The organism is Enterococcus caccae ATCC BAA-1240 (genome assembly GCF_000407145.1).
GTDB lineage: Bacteria > Bacillota > Bacilli > Lactobacillales > Enterococcaceae > Enterococcus_L > Enterococcus_L caccae.
The window spans coordinates 815,617-832,553 of sequence record NZ_KE136472.1; the positions used below are offsets into that span (position 1 = coordinate 815,617).

The following is a 16,937-nucleotide window of genomic DNA, read 5'->3' on the forward strand; positions in this document are numbered from 1 at the left end:
GGTGGCTAAGTGATGGATAAAGAAATGAAAAATACTAGATCTAAAATTATTCAAGTGGCGACACGTTTATTTATGGATAACGGCTACCAAAGTACTTCAACTAGACAAATTGCGCAGTTAGCAGAAGTGACACAGCCTAATTTATATCATCATTTTAGAAATAAAGAGGAAGTTTATGTTGGGGTTATTGAGAGTCTGTTAGGGGATGTAAATGAAGAATTAGTGAACATTGTTGAGGACCAAAATCTTGATACTATTAATAAGTTACAAAAATTTGCAGAATGTCTTAAAACAAAGCATCCATTTGATTTTGATTTGATGATGCATGATTTTAGAACGAAGTTAACAAAAGAGACACAGCTTAAATTATTTACATTATGGAATCAGTCATACAAAAAGCCGTTGCTGGATCTCTTTAAAAAGAGTGATTTTAGTATTCGTAAAGGATTGTCACCTGAAGTTGCAACGACCCACTTTTTGAACACGTTATCTCCATATATCAAAACAGAGCAAAGTAATTCAACATTAAGTATTGAACAAGTAGTTGATTTGTTTGTGTTTGGAGTTTCAGCGAATAAAAACTAAAACAAGAGCCAACGTAATCAATACGTTGGCTCTTGTTTTTTTTAGTTTCTATTTTGTTTTCCAGCATTTCTACCTTTTTTAGAAGGACTATTTTGAGAGGCTGTTTTCGGTCCTTTATTTTCTTGAGTAGGGGTCACATCTTTACGTGGTGTGATTACCTGTTTAGGCGGATTTTGTTTTAATTCCTCTGCCACTTGGGCTTTGATTCTTGGCTTTAAGAATTGGTTAGTGATTAATGTTTGGATGCTACTAAAAATCCCTCCGACTACCCAATATAATGTTACACCAGCTGGAGAGCTGATTGACATGAATACAATCATTAATGGGGATACGATCAACATTGATTTCATCGTTTTCTTTTGTTCTTCAGGAATACCAATAGTAGAAAGGTAACCTTGAAGTAAGTAGGCAACACCTGCTAAAACGACAAAAATCATACTTGGTTGACCGAGGTTGACACCAAAAAATGATGCATCGCTAATTCCTTTTGTATAACGAGCAGCGAAAAATAAGGCAGAGAAGATCGGCATTTGAATCAACAGCGGTAAACAGCCGATCCCACCCATCATGCTCATGTTATTTTCTTTGTATACTTGTTGCATTTCAGCTTGAGCTTGCATTTGCTCTTCTCGAGTAGTTGCTTCTTTGACTTTTGCTTGAGCTGCATCGATTTGCGGTTTGATAGCTTGCATTTTTTCCGTTTGGATCATACTTTTTTTCGATTGATTCAAGCCTAATGGCAAGATGATCAGTCGAACAATGATCGTGATGAAAATGATTGCCCAGCCATAATTCCAATCGAAATTATCAACAAGGTATGTAATGGCACTGCTCATTGGTTTCACTAAAAAGTTATAGATGATTCCTTCGCCAGTTGGTTGACCATCAGAACCTGTTTTTACACATCCTGATAAAAATAACACTAAGGTGAATAGGCCGGAACCGAGGAGCCACTTATTTAATTTTCTCATTTTATTCTGTCCTTTTCTAAAAAATTTGCACAAGATTAACTATACTTGAAAAAGCGTTTTTTTTCAATAAAAATCAAAAGAATCCGCCTCAAGACTGAGAAAGATTCTTTCTAATTCAATCAATTTGTAACGTTGAAGCTGGTGTAGTCTTCCATAAATGGATCATCTTGGATGTCAACATATGTGACACGACCAGCGGGGCTTGGAGAAGCCTTCACTTTTTGAATAAATAAATCAATCGTATCATTGGGACCTAAAGCTTCAATAGCAACTGAACCATCGTCTTCATTTCGGACAGTTCCGCGTATGTTTAATTCATCCGCAACCATTTTAGTCATGTAACGAAAACCAACGCCTTGAACTCTACCTTGTACATTCATGCGTACTTTTCTCATTATTTCACACCTCGCTTTTAATTAAATCAATGATAGCGATTTTTTAACAATCTGGCAAGTGAAATAGTGACTGTTTGATTGGGGGGAATCGTGGTATAATAGCTAAGCGAGGTGTAAATATGAAAGAAATTTTATCGACAAAAAATACAACGATTAAAGAATTTAAAAAATTACATAAAAAGAAGTATAGAGAAGAGAAACAACAGTACATAATTGAAGGATTTCATTTAATTGAAGAAGCTGTTAGAGCAGGGGCTAAAATAGAGTGGATTCTTTTCAATCAGCGTGGGCAGTCAGAATGGTCTGTTTGGCTTGATCAACAGCCTGATGAATTGCTGATTTATGTCTCTGAGGAAGTACTTCTATCATTATCAGAATTGCCAACACCACAAGGAATGGTAGCAATCGTTAACATGCCTGATGACGAAAAAAATATCGAGTTTTCAGGCGGTTGGTTGCTTCTAGATAATGTACAAGATCCAGGCAACGTCGGAACGATGATCCGTACAGCGGATGCTGCAGGTCTTGCTGGTGTGATACTGGGTGAAGGAACCTCTGATATTTATAGCACTAAAGTATTACGAGCGATGCAAGGAAGTAATTACCATTTACCTGTTATAAGAAAGCCATTAGCAGATATTATTGATAGCTTTAAAAGAGAGCAGATTCCCGTTTTTGGAACAGAACTGAATGCTGAAGCTGTATCTTATCAGAAAATTGGTCATAATAGAGATTATGCTTTGATAATGGGAAATGAAGGTCAAGGTGTTGCGGCAGAATTTTTAGAAAAGACAGATCAGAATATATATATTCCTATTAAAGGAACTGCTGAATCTTTGAATGTTGCAATTGCGGCAGGTATTTTAATGTACCATTTGGAACAATAAGTGCATATCAGGTGTTACTATTATTATTTAAGTTCATTAGCAATAACCAAAAATCAACGACAAAAATTCCAAGGATTGTATGATCATAATACTAGAAATGTTCAATTGCTAAGGAATCAGGTTGTTTCTCAACAGGCTGAATAAGCAAATTAAAGATAACAAAAAAAGTAATTAATTATGTTGAAATTTTTTTAATAATATTGTATACTAGACAACGGTGTGAAAACACTAAATCCACATCCAGATTTGATTTGTAAGGCGGTGCTACTTTTAGTAGTTCCTTATAAATAGGAGAACTGGAGAGGGAACAAATAAAAACCAAATTGGAGGAAACAAAAAATGGCAGTAATTTCTATGAAACAATTACTAGAAGCCGGCGTACACTTTGGACACCAAACTCGTCGCTGGAACCCAAAAATGAAGAAGTACATCTTCACAGAAAGAAACGGAATCTACATCATTGACTTACAAAAAACAGTTAAATTAGTAGATGCTGCTTACGATTACATGAAAAATGTTGCTGAAGACGGCGGCGTTGCATTATTCGTAGGAACTAAAAAACAAGCACAAGAAGCGATCAAAGACGAAGCAATTCGTTCAGGACAATACTTTGTAAACCACCGTTGGTTAGGTGGAACTTTAACTAACTGGGATACTATCCAAAAACGTATCAAACGTTTGAAAGATATCAATAAAATGGAAGAAGATGGAACATTCGAAGTTCTTCCTAAAAAAGAAGTTGTTGGTTTAAACAAACAACGTGAACGTCTTGAAAAATTCTTAGGTGGTATCGCTGATATGCCTAGAATTCCAGATGTAATGTATATCGTTGACCCTCGTAAAGAGCGTATTGCTGTTCAAGAAGCGCAAAAATTGAACATTCCAATCGTTGCGATGGTTGATACTAACTGTGATCCAGATGAAATCGACGTAGTAATTCCATCAAATGACGATGCAATTCGTGCGGTTAAATTGATTACTGCTAAAATGGCGGATGCTTTCATCGAAGGAAACCAAGGTGAAGATCAAGCTGTAGAAGAAATCTTTGTTGAAGAAGCACCAGAAGCTGCAACTTCAATCGAAGAAATCGTTGATGTTGTTGAAGGCAGCAACGATTCAGCAGAATAATTTAAAAAAACGGAGCTGTCTCGAAGGCTAGGCGAAAAAAAGCCTGATTCTCCTTTGAGATAGCTTTTTTTAAACGAATTTTAGGATTAATTATCCAGCTTCGCAGGCTAGTTCTTCGGAAAAAAGATAAAATATAAATGAGGCAAAAAGTACCTCAGTTACATTTTCCTATTTTTCTGTCAGAGCTAACGAGCCTGCTACGCTTTTAAAATTATCTAGCTTCATGAGCTAGACTCTCAGAAAAAAGATGAAATCTGTCTGCGACCAAAAAGCATCGCGTTCATATTTCCCTATTTTTCAGTCGAGTTTAATCGAGCTCATTCAGCTTTTAAAACTTAGGAGGAACAAAAAATGGCAGATATTTCAGCAAAATTAGTTAAAGAATTACGCGACATGACAGGTGTCGGTATGATGGATGCAAAAAGAGCATTAGTAGAAGTAGAAGGTAACATGGAAGCAGCTGTTGATTACCTACGTGAAAAAGGTATGGCAAAAGCTGCTAAGAAAAATGACCGTGTTGCAGCTGAAGGATTAGCAAACGTTGCTTCAAATGGAAACTTTGCAGCAATCGTTGAAGTAAACTCTGAAACTGACTTCGTTTCTAAAAATGAAATGTTCCAAGATTTAGTTAAAAAAATCGCAACTGAAATTGCTACTAACAAACCTGCAAACATGGAAGAAGCCTTAGCGCTTAAGACAGATAAAGGAACGTTAGAAACTGAATTGATCGAAGCTACTACTGTTATCGGTGAAAAAATCAGCTTCCGTCGTTTTGAATTAGTTGAAAAAGATGACAATGCTGCATTTGGTGCTTATTTACACATGGGTGGACGTATTGCAGTGTTAACTGTATTAGAAGGAACAACGGACGAAGAAGTTGCGAAAGATGTTGCGATGCACGTAGCAGCTATCAACCCTCGTTATGTAAATGAATCTCAAATTCCTCAAGAAGAATTAGATCACGAAAAAGCAATTCTATCTGAGCAAGCATTAAATGAAGGTAAACCAGCGAATATCGTTGAAAAAATGGTTATCGGTCGTTTGAACAAATTTAAAGCAGAGATTTCACTAACAGATCAACCATTTGTTAAAGATCCTGATATGACAGTTGAAAAATATGTAGCTTCTAAAGGTGCTACTGTTAAATCATTTACTCGTTTTGAAGTTGGCGAAGGAATTGAAAAACGTGAAGATAACTTTGCAGACGAAGTAATGAGCCAAATCAAAAAATAAATCTGTTACGTATGTAACAGTTGGGAACGCATTGAGATGCGCTCCCTTTTTTTAGGCAAATCAAAAGAAATAAACTGGCAGAATGGCTAGAGTATGTTAAAATGTTCATAGACAAATGGTGGAGGGAAAAACAAAAATGGTAAAACCTAAATATCAACGTGTTGTATTAAAGTTAAGTGGCGAAGCTTTGGCCGGAGAAGAAGGGTTTGGAATTAAGCCTCCAACAATCAAAGAGATTGTAGAAGAAATCAAAGAAGTTCATGAATTAGGAATCGAAATGGCCATCGTGGTTGGCGGCGGAAATATCTGGCGTGGACAAATTGGTGCGCAAATGGGCATGGAACGTGCACAAGCAGATTATATGGGAATGTTAGCAACTGTAATGAACGCTTTAGCGTTACAAGATACTTTAGAAAATCTAGGGGTTCCAACACGCGTCCAAACATCTATTGAGATGCGTCAAATTGCAGAACCATATATTCGTCGACGTGCAGAGCGTCACTTAGAAAAAGGTCGTATCGTGATTTTTGCAGGTGGAACTGGAAATCCATATTTTTCAACTGATACAACAGCAGCTTTAAGAGCAGCTGAAATCGATGCCGATGTGATTTTAATGGCTAAGAACAATGTGGATGGCGTCTATTCAGCTGATCCTAAAGTGGATGCAAATGCAGTCAAATTTGAAGAATTAACCCATTTAGATGTTATTTCTAAAGGATTACAAGTAATGGACTCAACAGCAAGTTCACTAAGCATGGATAATGATATTCCATTAGTTGTCTTTAACTTAAATGAAACTGGGAACATTCGCCGTGCCTGTCTTGGCGAGAATATTGGAACAACCGTAAGGGGGAAATAAAAAATGAGTGGAACTGTATTAGCGACAGCAAAAGAAAAAATGAGTAAAGCAGAACAAAGTTTACAGCGTGAACTTGGACAAATCCGTGCAGGACGTGCCAACGCAAGTCTTTTAGATCGAATTCAAGTGGATTACTATGGTGCATTGACTCCAGTTAATCAACTTGCTGGAATCAATATTCCAGAAGCGCGTGTTTTAATGATTACACCATTTGACAAAAATTCACTTGAAGATATCGAAAAAGCAATTCAAGCTAGCGATATCGGAATTAGTCCAACTAATGATGGTACAGTGATTCGTTTAGTGATTCCGCAACTGACTGAAGAACGTCGTAAAGAATTAGCGAAAGACGTAAAAAAAGCTGCTGAAAATGCTAAAATTGCTGTACGAAACATTCGTCGTGATGCAATCGATGAATTAAAAAAACAACAAAAAAGTAACGATATTACTGAAGATGAATTGCGCACTTTGGAAAAAGAAGCTCAAAAATTGACAGATGATAGTGTTAAAAATATTGACGCCATTACTTCTGAAAAAGAAAAAGAGCTTCTAGAAGTTTAATAAGATTTATATAAAAACAACAAGAATTACACTTTATATAGTGTAATTCTCGTTGTTTTTTAATTTGTTGAAAATAGTTGTTATTTTAATAGTATAAAATATATAATCATAAAATTATAATCTATTGAAATTGTAATAATGAGTAGCGTTACTAAAAAACATCTTGTTAAAGATGAAGTGTTATGGAATAATGATAGTGTCTATATTTTTCTTAAAGGGGGATGAGAAAGTGGGATTTGTTAAACGAGCATTATGCAGTGTTACAAGAAAAAAAGGGAAGTCATTGATTTTATTTTTAGTGATATTTGTATTGGGAAATGTTATTGCAGGATCGATTGCAATTCAGCAATCTACACAAAATGTTGAGAAAAATGTCAAAAAACAGTTAGGTGGTACGGCTACCATTCAACTTGATTACGAGAACAATCAAGAGGAGTTTGCAAAGGAAGATTTTAAAATCGATCAACTTAAAGTGGACTTGATGAAAAAAATAGGGAAATCTCCTTATGTAAAATACTATGATTATAATGCTGTATCTGGAACCCAGACAAAAGAGTTAAAAAGTGCATCAATAGAATCAGAGCAATCTGGCGTAATGATGGAAGGATTTACTTTGAAAGGTTCCAATTATCATAAGATCTTAGATGTTGAAGAAAAAAATATAAAATTAGTAGATGGCAAAGTGTTTACTCAAGAAGATATTGACAACGGAAAAAATGTTGGCTTGATTTCTTCGAAAATTGCAGAAGAAAATGGACTTTCCGTTGGAGATCAAATGGTGATGGATTCTCGAGGTTACGATTATGCCGAAAATGGCGAAGAAAAAGAATTATTTAAGATAGATATTCCAATCCAAATTATTGGGATTTTTGAGCCTACGACAGTAGAAATGAAGGATAAAGAAAATAAAAAAAATGAAGAACAAAATATGAATAAGCAATATATGTCATTACAACAACTGAATACTGTTTATTTACCAAACAAAGCAGTAGTAGAAATCAATAAAGACTACACAGAAAAACTAAAAAAAGTTGCACCAGATAGTGCGTTTATTCCAGAAGACGATCAAGAAGAATATTACACACCAGTCTATGTTTTAAAAAGTCCAGATGATGTAGAAGCTTTTAAAGAGGAGACACAACCTCTGTTGCCTAAACTATATGCGGTGAAAGCTTCAACAGATCAATATGAACAAATTGGTGGAAGCATGAAGAAAATGTCTCAAATTTCAGGCTATGTGGTTGTGATTGCGGTGCTCGCAACATTATTGATTATTTCTCTTGTTGTTTTATTATTTATGCGCGATCGTAAATACGAATTAGGAATTTATCTATCATTAGGTGATAAGCGTAGTCATGTTATGGGACAAATTATCATTGAAATGTTGGTAATTAGTGGCATTGCATTGATTCTTTCACTGATTACAGGTAATTTCTTAGGCAAAATGGTTTCAGAATCTTTATTGAATAGTGATCTATTAAGCAACTCAAGTGATCAAATGAATATGTTCATGGGATTTGATGGATTAAGTTCAAACGAGCTGACAGCAGATGATATCATGAACGCATATGAAGTGAAATTTTCATTAGGTTATATTGTCACTTATTTAGTTGTAGGATTAGGGACAGTACTCTTAGCGGCAATTTTACCATTGCTTTATATTGTTCGATTGAATCCGAAAAAAATCATGATGTAGGAGGTAAGGGAAATGGCGGTTTTAGAAACAAAGAATCTCAGTTATTTTTATCAAGATGGCGATCAACGTCGTTTTATTTTAAAAAATACTAATGTTTCTTTTGAACGAGGAAAATTTTATACGATCTTGGGACAATCTGGTTCTGGCAAAACAACTTTTCTTTCATTAATAAGCGCTTTAGATACACCCAAAGAGGGGCAAGTGTTATTAAACGGAAAAGATATCAAAACAATTGGCTATGAAAAGTACCGTCGTGACGACATAAGTATTATTTTTCAAAGCTATAATCTGGTACCTTACCTGACAGCATTAGAAAATGTATTAGTTGCGATGTCGATTACAGATAACGATTTACCACCTAATCAAAAAGAAGTAGCGTACAACCTATTAGATTATATTGGTATCACGAGCGAAAAAGCAGACCGTCTTGTCAATCAGCTGTCTGGTGGCGAACAACAACGTGTGGCGATTGCTCGGGCTTTAGCGACTAATGTTGACATCATTTTGGCAGATGAACCTACGGGGAATCTAGATGAAGGGATGGAACAAGAGATTGTTGACATCTTTCAAAACCTGGCTAAGATTCATAATAAGTGTGTTATCGTTGTAACGCATTCTAATGATATCGCTGATCAGTCTGATGAAACCTATTACCTGAAAAAAGGTGTGTTAAAAAAATATGAGTGATTTTTTGTCAAATTTCAGTGGGGAAAATTATGAAAAAACTCGTCAAGCAAAACAGGAGCAAAAACAGGCAGCTAAAAAAATAAAATCAGTAAAAAAATCAATAAATCCAGAACAAGTTTCAAAATCCAGTGAAAGCCAGTCGAATCAGTTTTTCGGGCCAAAAAATAGCCCGGACAACCTGACAAAATCGGATGAAAAAAAACAGAAAATAGCTTTGAAAGAAACCGCAGATCCACAAGACCTGATTTATACAAAAAAACGAACAAAAAAGAAAAAATATGAACTGAAAAAGAACCCCCCTCACGAAAGTGAACCAGTTAGTGTAATGACGAATCAATCGAAGAATTTAGAAGAGGTAATTGAAACAGATCCCACCTACAAAAGGCGAAAGATTCGAAAATTTATTTTTATTGGTTTAGGTAGCGTGCTTGCAGTTGTGTTGTTGTATTTTGGCTATTATCAAATGACACATGTGAAAGTGCCAAATTTTGAAGACAAAGAATTATCCGAAGTGCGCGCGTGGACTACTGAAAATGGTGTGAAACTGCAAGTAGAACAAAAATATAATTTTGCTAAAGAAGCAAATGTGATTATCCATCAATCGGTGAAAAATAAAAAAATCAAAAAAGGGCAAGAATTAGTTGTTGAGGCAAGTTTAGGAGCAGATCCAGAAGAACTTGTATCAATTCCAGATTTTAAAGAGATGAAATTAAATGATGCTAAAACATGGATCAGTGAACAGAAAGCAGAAAACCTTGCAATCATCGAAGAATACAACGATAAGGTGCCAGCAGGGAATTATCTAAAATTTGAAATCACAAATAAAGATATCAAAACCGAAAATTATAAACGAAAAGACAAAGCAAAAGTTTATTTCTCTAAAGGCAAAGAAGTCTTCGAAAAAAATATTTCTATGCCTGATTTTGCAGGAAAAGCGAAAGAAGAAGTGGTTGACTGGGCGAAGAAAAATGAGATCACGCTCAAAATTGATGAAGCTGATTCAGAAAAGGTTGAAAGTGGTAAAGTCATTTCGCAAAGCGTTGGGAAAGAGACGAAAGTTGCGAAGAAGGAATCGATGACTGTCACTGTTTCAACGGGAAAAGCGTTAGTTGTTCCAGATTTTTCACAATTTACAGCAGAAGAAGCAGAATCAAAGGCAAATGGATTACAGGTACAAGTGAAACAGTTGTTTAATGATCAAGTTCCCTATGGTCAGTTTATTAGTCAATCCGTAGAAATTGGAAAAAAATATACAGAAAAAGATGAAAAACCAGTGATACAAGTAGTTTATTCATTTGGAAAACCGTATATTAAAGATTTACGTGATAATACTTTAGAAGGAGACCTGCAAAAAATCTTTTATGATGAATATCAATCTAAAGGTGCAAATATCACGTATCAGGTTTATTATGTTGATTCTACAGTAACAAAAGGAACCGTTGTTAAAATGAGTCAATACAATGAATTTATCCCAATCAATTCTGTGGTTCAAATCGGAATCAGCAAAGGAAACTTAAAACCAGAAGAAAGTAAACCTTCCGATAAAGCAGAGTGACCGTTTAGTTGGATTTAGAGTATGAGATAAAACTAATCTTGTTTTGTCTTATACTCTCTGTTTTTTTGGGGTTTGAAGTGTTAAAAAATGATTTTTCAGTATAACTTAAAGAAAATCAGCAAGAAAATGATTAAATAATATCGAAATTTTTTCATTTGCATAGGCATTTCTGAAAGATATTGCTATAATAGTCTAGACAGATTTTTGGAATGGAGGGAAAAATATGTTACGTTTTTTTCCACAAAAGAATAAATACATACAAGAAGAAAGCACATTTACGTTCAATAGTGAGGGGCCTATCCCGAAACATGTAGCAGTTATTATGGATGGAAATGGACGGTGGGCACAAAATCGTCGCTTGCCACGAATCGCTGGACATAAAGAAGGGATGAACACGGTAAAAAAAATCACGAAGCATGCCAGTAAATTAGGGATCAAAGTTCTAACACTGTATGCATTTTCTACAGAAAACTGGAAGCGACCAACAGACGAAGTTCGTTTTTTGATGCAACTGCCAGTTGATTTTTTTGATACATTTGTCCCTGAACTGATCAAAGAAAACGTCAAAGTTCATGTAATGGGTTATAAAGAATACTTGCCTGAGCATACTCAAGATGCAGTTGAACGAGCAATCGAGCAAACTAAGAACAACACTGGAATGGTTTTGAATTTTGCTCTAAATTATGGATCAAGAGCTGAAATTGTTACTGCGGTTAAGGAAATTGCTCGAAAATCTGAACAAAATAAAATTTCTGTCGATGAAATTACAGAGACAACAATCGCAGATCATTTAATGACTGGTTTTTTAAATGATGATTTAAGAGATCCAGAATTATTAATCCGTACTAGTGGTGAAGAGAGAATCAGTAATTTTTTACTTTGGCAAATTGCCTATAGTGAGTTGTTTTTTACAGATGCTTTGTGGCCAGATTTTAATGATAAATTGTTAGAAACTGCCCTTGCATCATTTCAAAATAGAAACCGTCGCTTTGGCGGTTTAAAGGAAATTGAGGAGGAAGATAAATGAGACAGCGCGTTATTACAGCGGTCGTAGCATTAGTTGTTTTTATACCTATTATTTGGTATGGTGGTTTCGTGATCGAACTGGCAGCGGCATTGTTAGCAGTTGTTGGAGTATATGAGCTTTTTAGAATGAAAGGGTTGGAAATTGCTAGCTTCGAAGGTGTACTTTCAGCTTTAGGAGCAGTATTTTTAGTATTACCAAAAGATCGCTGGTTTTTCTTTTTACCTGAAAAAGCAGATAATTTTATTTTATTTTATCTAACCGTCATGATTTTATTGGGTGGTTTAGTTGCGTCGAAAAATATGTACACAATCTCGCAAGCAGGATTTCCTGTTATTACAAGTCTGTATGTTGGAGTTGGTTTTCAAAACTTTGTGAGTGCTAGAAGTACAGGATTTGTTGTTTTATTATATGCATTATTTGTTGTGTGGGCAACGGATATTGGTGCGTATTTTATCGGAAAACGTTTTGGACAAAGAAAGTTATGGCCAGAAGTTTCTCCCAATAAAACAGTTGAAGGGTCACTAGGTGGGATTTTATCTGCTGTTTTGGTCGCCTTGTTATTCTTGATTTTTACACCAAATAAAGAGTTATTTACTTATAGTTTACCTATTATGTTGCTGATTACAGTAGTTTTTTCAATTGTCGGTCAGTTTGGCGACTTAGTTGAATCATCTATTAAACGTCACTATGATGTGAAAGATTCTGGAACGATCTTACCAGGACACGGTGGTATATTAGATCGTTTTGACAGTTTACTTTTTGTTTTTCCAATCATGCATTTATTCGGACTATTTTAATTTCTAAACAAGAAGGGAAGGTGAAAAACTCTGAATGTTCAGGGTTTTTCTTTTTACTATGAAAAAAATCGCATTATTAGGGGCAACAGGTTCTATAGGAACAAGTACGGTGGAGGTTGTCAAGGCATATCCAGAGCTATTCCAGATCGTTTCGCTGACTTTTCATTCAAATGTCGAAAAAGGTGTAGCATTAATTGAACAACTGAGACCACGATATGTTGGTGTCGGGTCAGAAAAGTTGAGAGTAGAATTAACCCATCGTTTTCCAGATATTGAATTTGGTGTAGGCGAAGTTGGGTTAATCAAAGCAGCAATACTTGAGGAAATAGATGTCGTATTAACGGCAGTTACAGGGAGCATTGGTTTGCAACCAACCATGGCCGCTATAAAGGCGGGTAAAGATATTGCTTTGGCCAATAAAGAGACATTGGTCATGGCTGGGAAGTGGGTCATGAAAGCAGCTAGAGAGAACAATGTCACGATCTTGCCTGTAGACAGCGAGCACTCAGCAATTTTTCAATGCTTGAACGGTCAAAAATCTGATAATCTGAAAGAGTTAGTCATTACAGCTTCTGGTGGCAGTTTCAGAGATTTGACACGAGATGAGTTAAAATCAGTGACTTTGGAACAAGCATTGAAGCATCCAAATTGGTCAATGGGTAAAAAAATTACGATAGATTCTTCTACAATGATGAATAAAGGGTTAGAAGTTATCGAAGCCCATTGGTTATTTGGGACAGATTATGATAAAATAAAAGTTGTTTTACATAAGGAAAGTATTGTTCATTCAATGGTTGTCTTAAAAGATGGTGCTTATTTGGCTCAATTGGGACCGAGCGATATGCGGGAACCAATTCAATATGCCTTGACCTATCCCAATCGATTGCCAATCAAAAATGAATTACCATTCGATTTAACACAAATTGGTCAGTTGAATTTTGCACCGATGGATTTTGAACGTTTTCCTATGTTGAAGCTAGCTTTTACAGTTGGAAAAAAAGGCGGTGCATATCCTACCGTTTATAATGCGGCAAATGAAATTGCAGCAACGTCCTTTATAGATGGAAAGATTTCGTATTTACAAATCGAGCAACTTGTTCAGCGAGCAGTTGAGCATTACAATGAAACTACCGAAGTCACTTTAGAAGAAGTGATCGAAATCGATAAACAAACAAGAACTATCGTAGAAAGATGGATAAAGGAAGAAGGTCAGCTATGAAAACAATCATTACATTTATTATTGTCTTTGGGATTCTTGTCTTAGTACATGAATTTGGACATTTTTTCTTCGCAAAGCGATCAGGTATTTTGGTACGTGAATTTGCGATTGGGATGGGTCCAAAGATTTTTGCCCATCAAGGCAAAGACGGAACGGCGTACACAATTCGGATATTACCGATTGGCGGTTATGTGCGTATGGCTGGCATGGGAGAAGATGAGACAGAGTTAGCTCCTGGAATGCCACTTTCTGTTGAGTTAAATGAACAAGAAGAAGTAGTAAAAATCAATACCAGTAAAAAAGTTCAATTGACTAATAGCATTCCAATGGAAATGTTGGAAGCTGATTTAGAAAAAGAGCTATTTATCAAAGGCTATGTCAATGGTGATGAATCTGAAGAAATTACGTATAAAGTGAATCATGACGCAACGATCATTGAACAAGATGGAACAGAAGTCAGAATTGCGCCGATAGATGTACAGTTTCAATCAGCTAAACTTTGGCAGCGGATGTTGACTAATTTTGCTGGTCCAATGAACAATTTTATTCTTGCTTTAGTATTGTTTACAGTTTATGTCTTTATGCAAGGCGGTGTAGCATATACAAACACCAATTTGATTGGTGGTATCCAACCAGACAGTCCTGCTGAAAAAGCCAGCTTAAAAGCAGATGATCGCATCGTCTCGATTGATGGAAAGGCAGTTTCTGATTGGAACGATTTTACAAAAATTATTCAGGATAGTCCGGATAAAGAATTAAATCTGATGGTAGAATCGTCTGGGAAAACGAGAGAAGTTGATATCACACCTAAGAGTCAAAAGTCTGGAAAACAAGAAATTGGTGTGATTGGAATCTTACCTCCTAAGAAAACGGGGCTAGTAGATAAGCTAGTAGGTGGTGTTCAAACAACTTTAAGTAGCTCTATGCAGATTTTTAAAGCACTTAAATCATTATTTACTGGATTTAGTTTAGATAAATTGGGTGGTCCAGTAATGATGTTCCAGATGTCTTCAGAAGCCTCAAAAGCCGGTTTAAGCACAGTCATTTTGTTAATGGCTATGTTGTCAGTCAATCTTGGAATCATTAATCTTTTACCAATCCCAGCGTTAGATGGTGGTAAAATCGTCTTGAACATTTTAGAAGGACTTAGAGGGAAGCCTTTAAGTCAAGAAAAAGAAGGCCTGCTAACACTGATTGGTTTTGGTTTCATCATGCTATTGATGGTGTTAGTAACTTGGAATGATATTCAACGTTTTTTCTTTTAATTAATTTGATTTTATAACGAATTACTTGAGGAGTTACCATACATTCGTTTAAACAAAGGAGAGTTCTAATGAAACAGTCAAAAATGCTAATCCCAACTTTACGTGAGGTGCCTAATGATGCAGAGGTTTTAAGTCATCAAATGCTTTTGAGAGCTGGCTATATTCGCCAAGTCTCAGCGGGTATTTATTCTTATTTACCTTTAGCAAATCGAGTACTTGGAAAATTAAAAAAAATCATGCGGGAAGAGTTTGATAAAATTGACGCTATTGAAATGTTGATGCCAGCTTTGCTTCCAGCAGAACTATGGAAAGAATCTGGGCGTTACGAAACATATGGTCCGAACCTATATCGTTTAAAAGATCGTAATGAACGCGATTATATCCTTGGCCCAACTCATGAAGAAACGTTTACAGAATTGATTCGAAATGAAGTGAATTCATATAAACGTTTACCGTTGAACCTTTATCAAATTCAAACAAAGTACCGTGATGAAAAACGTCCGCGTTTTGGTCTGTTAAGAGGTCGGGAGTTTATCATGAAAGATGGCTATTCTTTCCATGCAGACGAAGAAAGTTTAGATCAATCTTATCGTGATTATGAAAAAGCTTACTCTGCTATTTTTGAGCGCTGTGGTTTGAATTTCCGAGCAATCATCGGTGATGGTGGCGCTATGGGTGGGAAAGATTCTAAAGAGTTTATGGCGATTTCTGAAATTGGCGAAGATACGATCTGTTTTTCAACGGATGGTGATTATGCTGCTAACTTAGAGATGGCAACTAGCTTGTATACGCCAAAAAAATCACATGAAACGCAATTAGACATCGAAAAAATTGCAACTCCTGACGTTAGCTCAATTGAGCAAGTTGCAGCATTTTTCAACGTGGAACCACAACGCATTATCAAGTCTGTTTTATTTATGGCTGACGACGAACCTGTATTAGTACTAGTTCGTGGTGACCATGAAGTGAATGACGTGAAATTGAAAAACTTCCTAGGAGTTGATTTCCTAGAAGAAGCGACGGATGAAGATGCGCGTAAGTATTTAGGTGCTGATTTTGGATCAGTTGGTCCCGTTGAATTGTCAGAAGAAGTGAAATTATTTGCAGACCTTCATGTTCAAGATTTAGCGAACGCGATTGCTGGTGCTAATGAAACAGGCTTCCATTTGAGCAATGTTAACCCAGGACGTGATTTTACACCAATTAGTTACGAAGATTTACGCTTTGTTCAAGAAGGTGATCCTTCACCAGATGGTAACGGCGTTTTAGAATTTACTAAAGGAATCGAGATCGGTCATATCTTTAAACTTGGCACTCGTTATAGTGAAGCGATGGGCGCAACTGTATTAGATGAAAATGGTAGAGAAAAACATGTGATCATGGGCTGTTATGGTATTGGGGTCAGTCGTTTATTATCTGCAATTGTTGAACAAAATATTGATGAGAATGGTATCAATTGGCCAGCAGGTATTTCACCATTTGATTTACATGTTGTGCAAATGAACGTTAAGGACGAATACCAAACAAATCTTGCTCACGAAGTAGAAGACATGATGTCTGCTGCTGGCTACGAAGTCTTGGTCGATGACCGAAACGAAAGAGCAGGCGTGAAATTTGCTGATGCTGATTTAATTGGTTGTCCAATTCGTATCACTGTAGGGAAAAAAGCAGTAGATGGTGTTGTAGAAGTTAAAATCAAACGAACTGGTGAAATGGTTGAAGTTCGTAAAGAAGAGCTAGAAAGTACATTATCTATTTTATTAAACGCAGACAAAGAGTAAGGAACAAAGTCTATAAAACCAATCATTGATTCGGTTTTATAGACTTTTTCTTTCAGCTGTTACTCAGGTTAAAAGTGATTTGAAAAGAGTGCAGAATTTTCTCTTTACATTGTATTTACGCAAAAAAAATAGTATACTTAATTGTGGCAAGGCACTTGGCAGAAATGTCTAAGGGCCTTTTTCTTATCAAGATATCCAGCTTAAAGTTAGTATTTTTTGAATACAGTTTGATTTATAAAAGAAAAACTTGGCGGGGGTTGTTTCGCGGTTGAAATGGTATAGAAAGATAGC

The 16,937-nt window shown here is 35.9% G+C and carries 16 protein-coding genes; 14 read left to right on the forward strand and 2 right to left on the reverse strand.

The annotated features are described in order from the left end of the window. The first annotated feature begins 12 nt into the window (after nt 1-12). Complete coding sequence (locus I580_RS03680) at nt 13-585, forward strand: TetR/AcrR family transcriptional regulator (protein WP_010772655.1); 573 nt, start codon at nt 13-15, stop codon at nt 583-585. Nucleotides 586-626: 41 nt separating this feature from the next. Here the strand turns inward: I580_RS03680 and yidC are convergent, their stop codons facing one another. Next, entirely contained in the window at nt 627-1,556 is a 930-nt protein-coding gene (gene yidC, locus I580_RS03685) for a membrane protein insertase YidC (RefSeq protein WP_010772654.1), read from the reverse strand. Nucleotides 1,557-1,675: 119 nt separating this feature from the next. Beyond that, the gene (locus I580_RS03690) at nt 1,676-1,951 is read right to left on the reverse strand and encodes an acylphosphatase (protein WP_010772653.1); all 276 of its coding nucleotides are present in this window, start codon (nt 1,949-1,951) and stop codon (nt 1,676-1,678) included. A 119-nt stretch (nt 1,952-2,070) separates the two neighbouring features. Here I580_RS03690 and I580_RS03695 point away from each other — a divergent pair, with 119 nt between their 5' ends. The 13 genes from I580_RS03695 (at nt 2,071) to I580_RS03755 (ending at nt 16,646) form a co-directional block, all read left to right on the forward strand. Further along, nucleotides 2,071-2,838, forward strand: coding sequence for a TrmH family RNA methyltransferase (locus tag I580_RS03695; protein WP_010772652.1), 768 nt, complete (start codon nt 2,071-2,073; stop codon nt 2,836-2,838). Nucleotides 2,839-3,177: 339 nt separating this feature from the next. Beyond that, a complete protein-coding gene (gene rpsB, locus I580_RS03700; protein ID WP_010772651.1) occupies nt 3,178-3,966 on the forward strand; it encodes a 30S ribosomal protein S2 in 789 nt (262 codons plus the stop codon). A gap of 351 nt (nt 3,967-4,317) precedes the next feature. Further along, nucleotides 4,318-5,199, forward strand: coding sequence for a translation elongation factor Ts (gene tsf / locus I580_RS03705; RefSeq protein WP_010772650.1), 882 nt, complete (start codon nt 4,318-4,320; stop codon nt 5,197-5,199). 136 nt (nt 5,200-5,335) lie between these two features. Next, nucleotides 5,336-6,058: a UMP kinase gene (pyrH, locus tag I580_RS03710; protein WP_010772649.1), complete on the forward strand. Its 723-nt coding sequence runs from the start codon at nt 5,336-5,338 to the stop codon at nt 6,056-6,058. Nucleotides 6,059-6,061: 3 nt separating this feature from the next. Beyond that, nucleotides 6,062-6,619 carry a ribosome recycling factor gene (gene frr, locus I580_RS03715; RefSeq protein ID WP_010772648.1) on the forward strand — a complete coding sequence of 186 codons (558 nt, stop codon included), beginning with the start codon at nt 6,062-6,064 and terminating at the stop codon, nt 6,617-6,619. 229 nt (nt 6,620-6,848) lie between these two features. Beyond that, nucleotides 6,849-8,315: an ABC transporter permease gene (locus tag I580_RS03720; protein ID WP_010772647.1), complete on the forward strand. Its 1,467-nt coding sequence runs from the start codon at nt 6,849-6,851 to the stop codon at nt 8,313-8,315. A 12-nt stretch (nt 8,316-8,327) separates the two neighbouring features. Further along, a complete protein-coding gene (locus tag I580_RS03725; RefSeq protein ID WP_010772646.1) occupies nt 8,328-9,002 on the forward strand; it encodes an ABC transporter ATP-binding protein in 675 nt (224 codons plus the stop codon). Then, entirely contained in the window at nt 8,995-10,557 is a 1,563-nt protein-coding gene (locus tag I580_RS03730; RefSeq protein WP_010772645.1) for a PASTA domain-containing protein, read from the forward strand. Before I580_RS03725 ends, I580_RS03730 begins: the two co-directional genes overlap by 8 nt. A 223-nt stretch (nt 10,558-10,780) precedes the next feature. Next, nucleotides 10,781-11,584 carry an undecaprenyl pyrophosphate synthase gene (uppS, locus tag I580_RS03735; RefSeq protein ID WP_010772644.1) on the forward strand — a complete coding sequence of 268 codons (804 nt, stop codon included), beginning with the start codon at nt 10,781-10,783 and terminating at the stop codon, nt 11,582-11,584. Further along, nucleotides 11,581-12,381 carry a phosphatidate cytidylyltransferase gene (locus tag I580_RS03740; RefSeq protein WP_010772643.1) on the forward strand — a complete coding sequence of 267 codons (801 nt, stop codon included), beginning with the start codon at nt 11,581-11,583 and terminating at the stop codon, nt 12,379-12,381. Before uppS ends, I580_RS03740 begins: the two co-directional genes overlap by 4 nt. A gap of 58 nt (nt 12,382-12,439) precedes the next feature. After that, on the forward strand, nt 12,440-13,600 hold the full coding sequence (locus I580_RS03745; protein WP_034860431.1) for a 1-deoxy-D-xylulose-5-phosphate reductoisomerase: 1,161 nt from the start codon (nt 12,440-12,442) through the stop codon (nt 13,598-13,600). Beyond that, on the forward strand, nt 13,597-14,865 hold the full coding sequence (gene rseP, locus I580_RS03750; RefSeq protein ID WP_010772641.1) for an RIP metalloprotease RseP: 1,269 nt from the start codon (nt 13,597-13,599) through the stop codon (nt 14,863-14,865). The genes I580_RS03745 and rseP overlap by 4 nt, the downstream gene beginning before the upstream one ends. Nucleotides 14,866-14,933: 68 nt before the next feature. Beyond that, nucleotides 14,934-16,646: a proline--tRNA ligase gene (locus I580_RS03755; RefSeq protein WP_010772640.1), complete on the forward strand. Its 1,713-nt coding sequence runs from the start codon at nt 14,934-14,936 to the stop codon at nt 16,644-16,646. Nucleotides 16,647-16,937: the final 291 nt, after the last annotated feature.

Excerpts from the sequence above, each read along its gene's own strand:
- I580_RS03680 (WP_010772655.1), top strand. The coding sequence starts at position 13 with ATGGATAAAGAAATGAAAAATACTAGATCTAAAATTATTCAAGTGGCG.
- yidC (WP_010772654.1), bottom strand. The coding sequence starts at position 1,556 with ATGAGAAAATTAAATAAGTGGCTCCTCGGTTCCGGCCTATTCACCTTA.
- I580_RS03690 (WP_010772653.1), bottom strand. The coding sequence starts at position 1,951 with ATGAGAAAAGTACGCATGAATGTACAAGGTAGAGTTCAAGGCGTTGGT.
- I580_RS03695 (WP_010772652.1), top strand. The coding sequence starts at position 2,071 with ATGAAAGAAATTTTATCGACAAAAAATACAACGATTAAAGAATTTAAA.
- rpsB (WP_010772651.1), top strand. The coding sequence starts at position 3,178 with ATGGCAGTAATTTCTATGAAACAATTACTAGAAGCCGGCGTACACTTT.
- tsf (WP_010772650.1), top strand. The coding sequence starts at position 4,318 with ATGGCAGATATTTCAGCAAAATTAGTTAAAGAATTACGCGACATGACA.
- pyrH (WP_010772649.1), top strand. The coding sequence starts at position 5,336 with ATGGTAAAACCTAAATATCAACGTGTTGTATTAAAGTTAAGTGGCGAA.
- frr (WP_010772648.1), top strand. The coding sequence starts at position 6,062 with ATGAGTGGAACTGTATTAGCGACAGCAAAAGAAAAAATGAGTAAAGCA.
- I580_RS03725 (WP_010772646.1), top strand. The coding sequence starts at position 8,328 with ATGGCGGTTTTAGAAACAAAGAATCTCAGTTATTTTTATCAAGATGGC.
- I580_RS03730 (WP_010772645.1), top strand. The coding sequence starts at position 8,995 with ATGAGTGATTTTTTGTCAAATTTCAGTGGGGAAAATTATGAAAAAACT.
- uppS (WP_010772644.1), top strand. The coding sequence starts at position 10,781 with ATGTTACGTTTTTTTCCACAAAAGAATAAATACATACAAGAAGAAAGC.
- I580_RS03740 (WP_010772643.1), top strand. The coding sequence starts at position 11,581 with ATGAGACAGCGCGTTATTACAGCGGTCGTAGCATTAGTTGTTTTTATA.
- I580_RS03745 (WP_034860431.1), top strand. The coding sequence starts at position 12,440 with ATGAAAAAAATCGCATTATTAGGGGCAACAGGTTCTATAGGAACAAGT.
- rseP (WP_010772641.1), top strand. The coding sequence starts at position 13,597 with ATGAAAACAATCATTACATTTATTATTGTCTTTGGGATTCTTGTCTTA.
- I580_RS03755 (WP_010772640.1), top strand. The coding sequence starts at position 14,934 with ATGAAACAGTCAAAAATGCTAATCCCAACTTTACGTGAGGTGCCTAAT.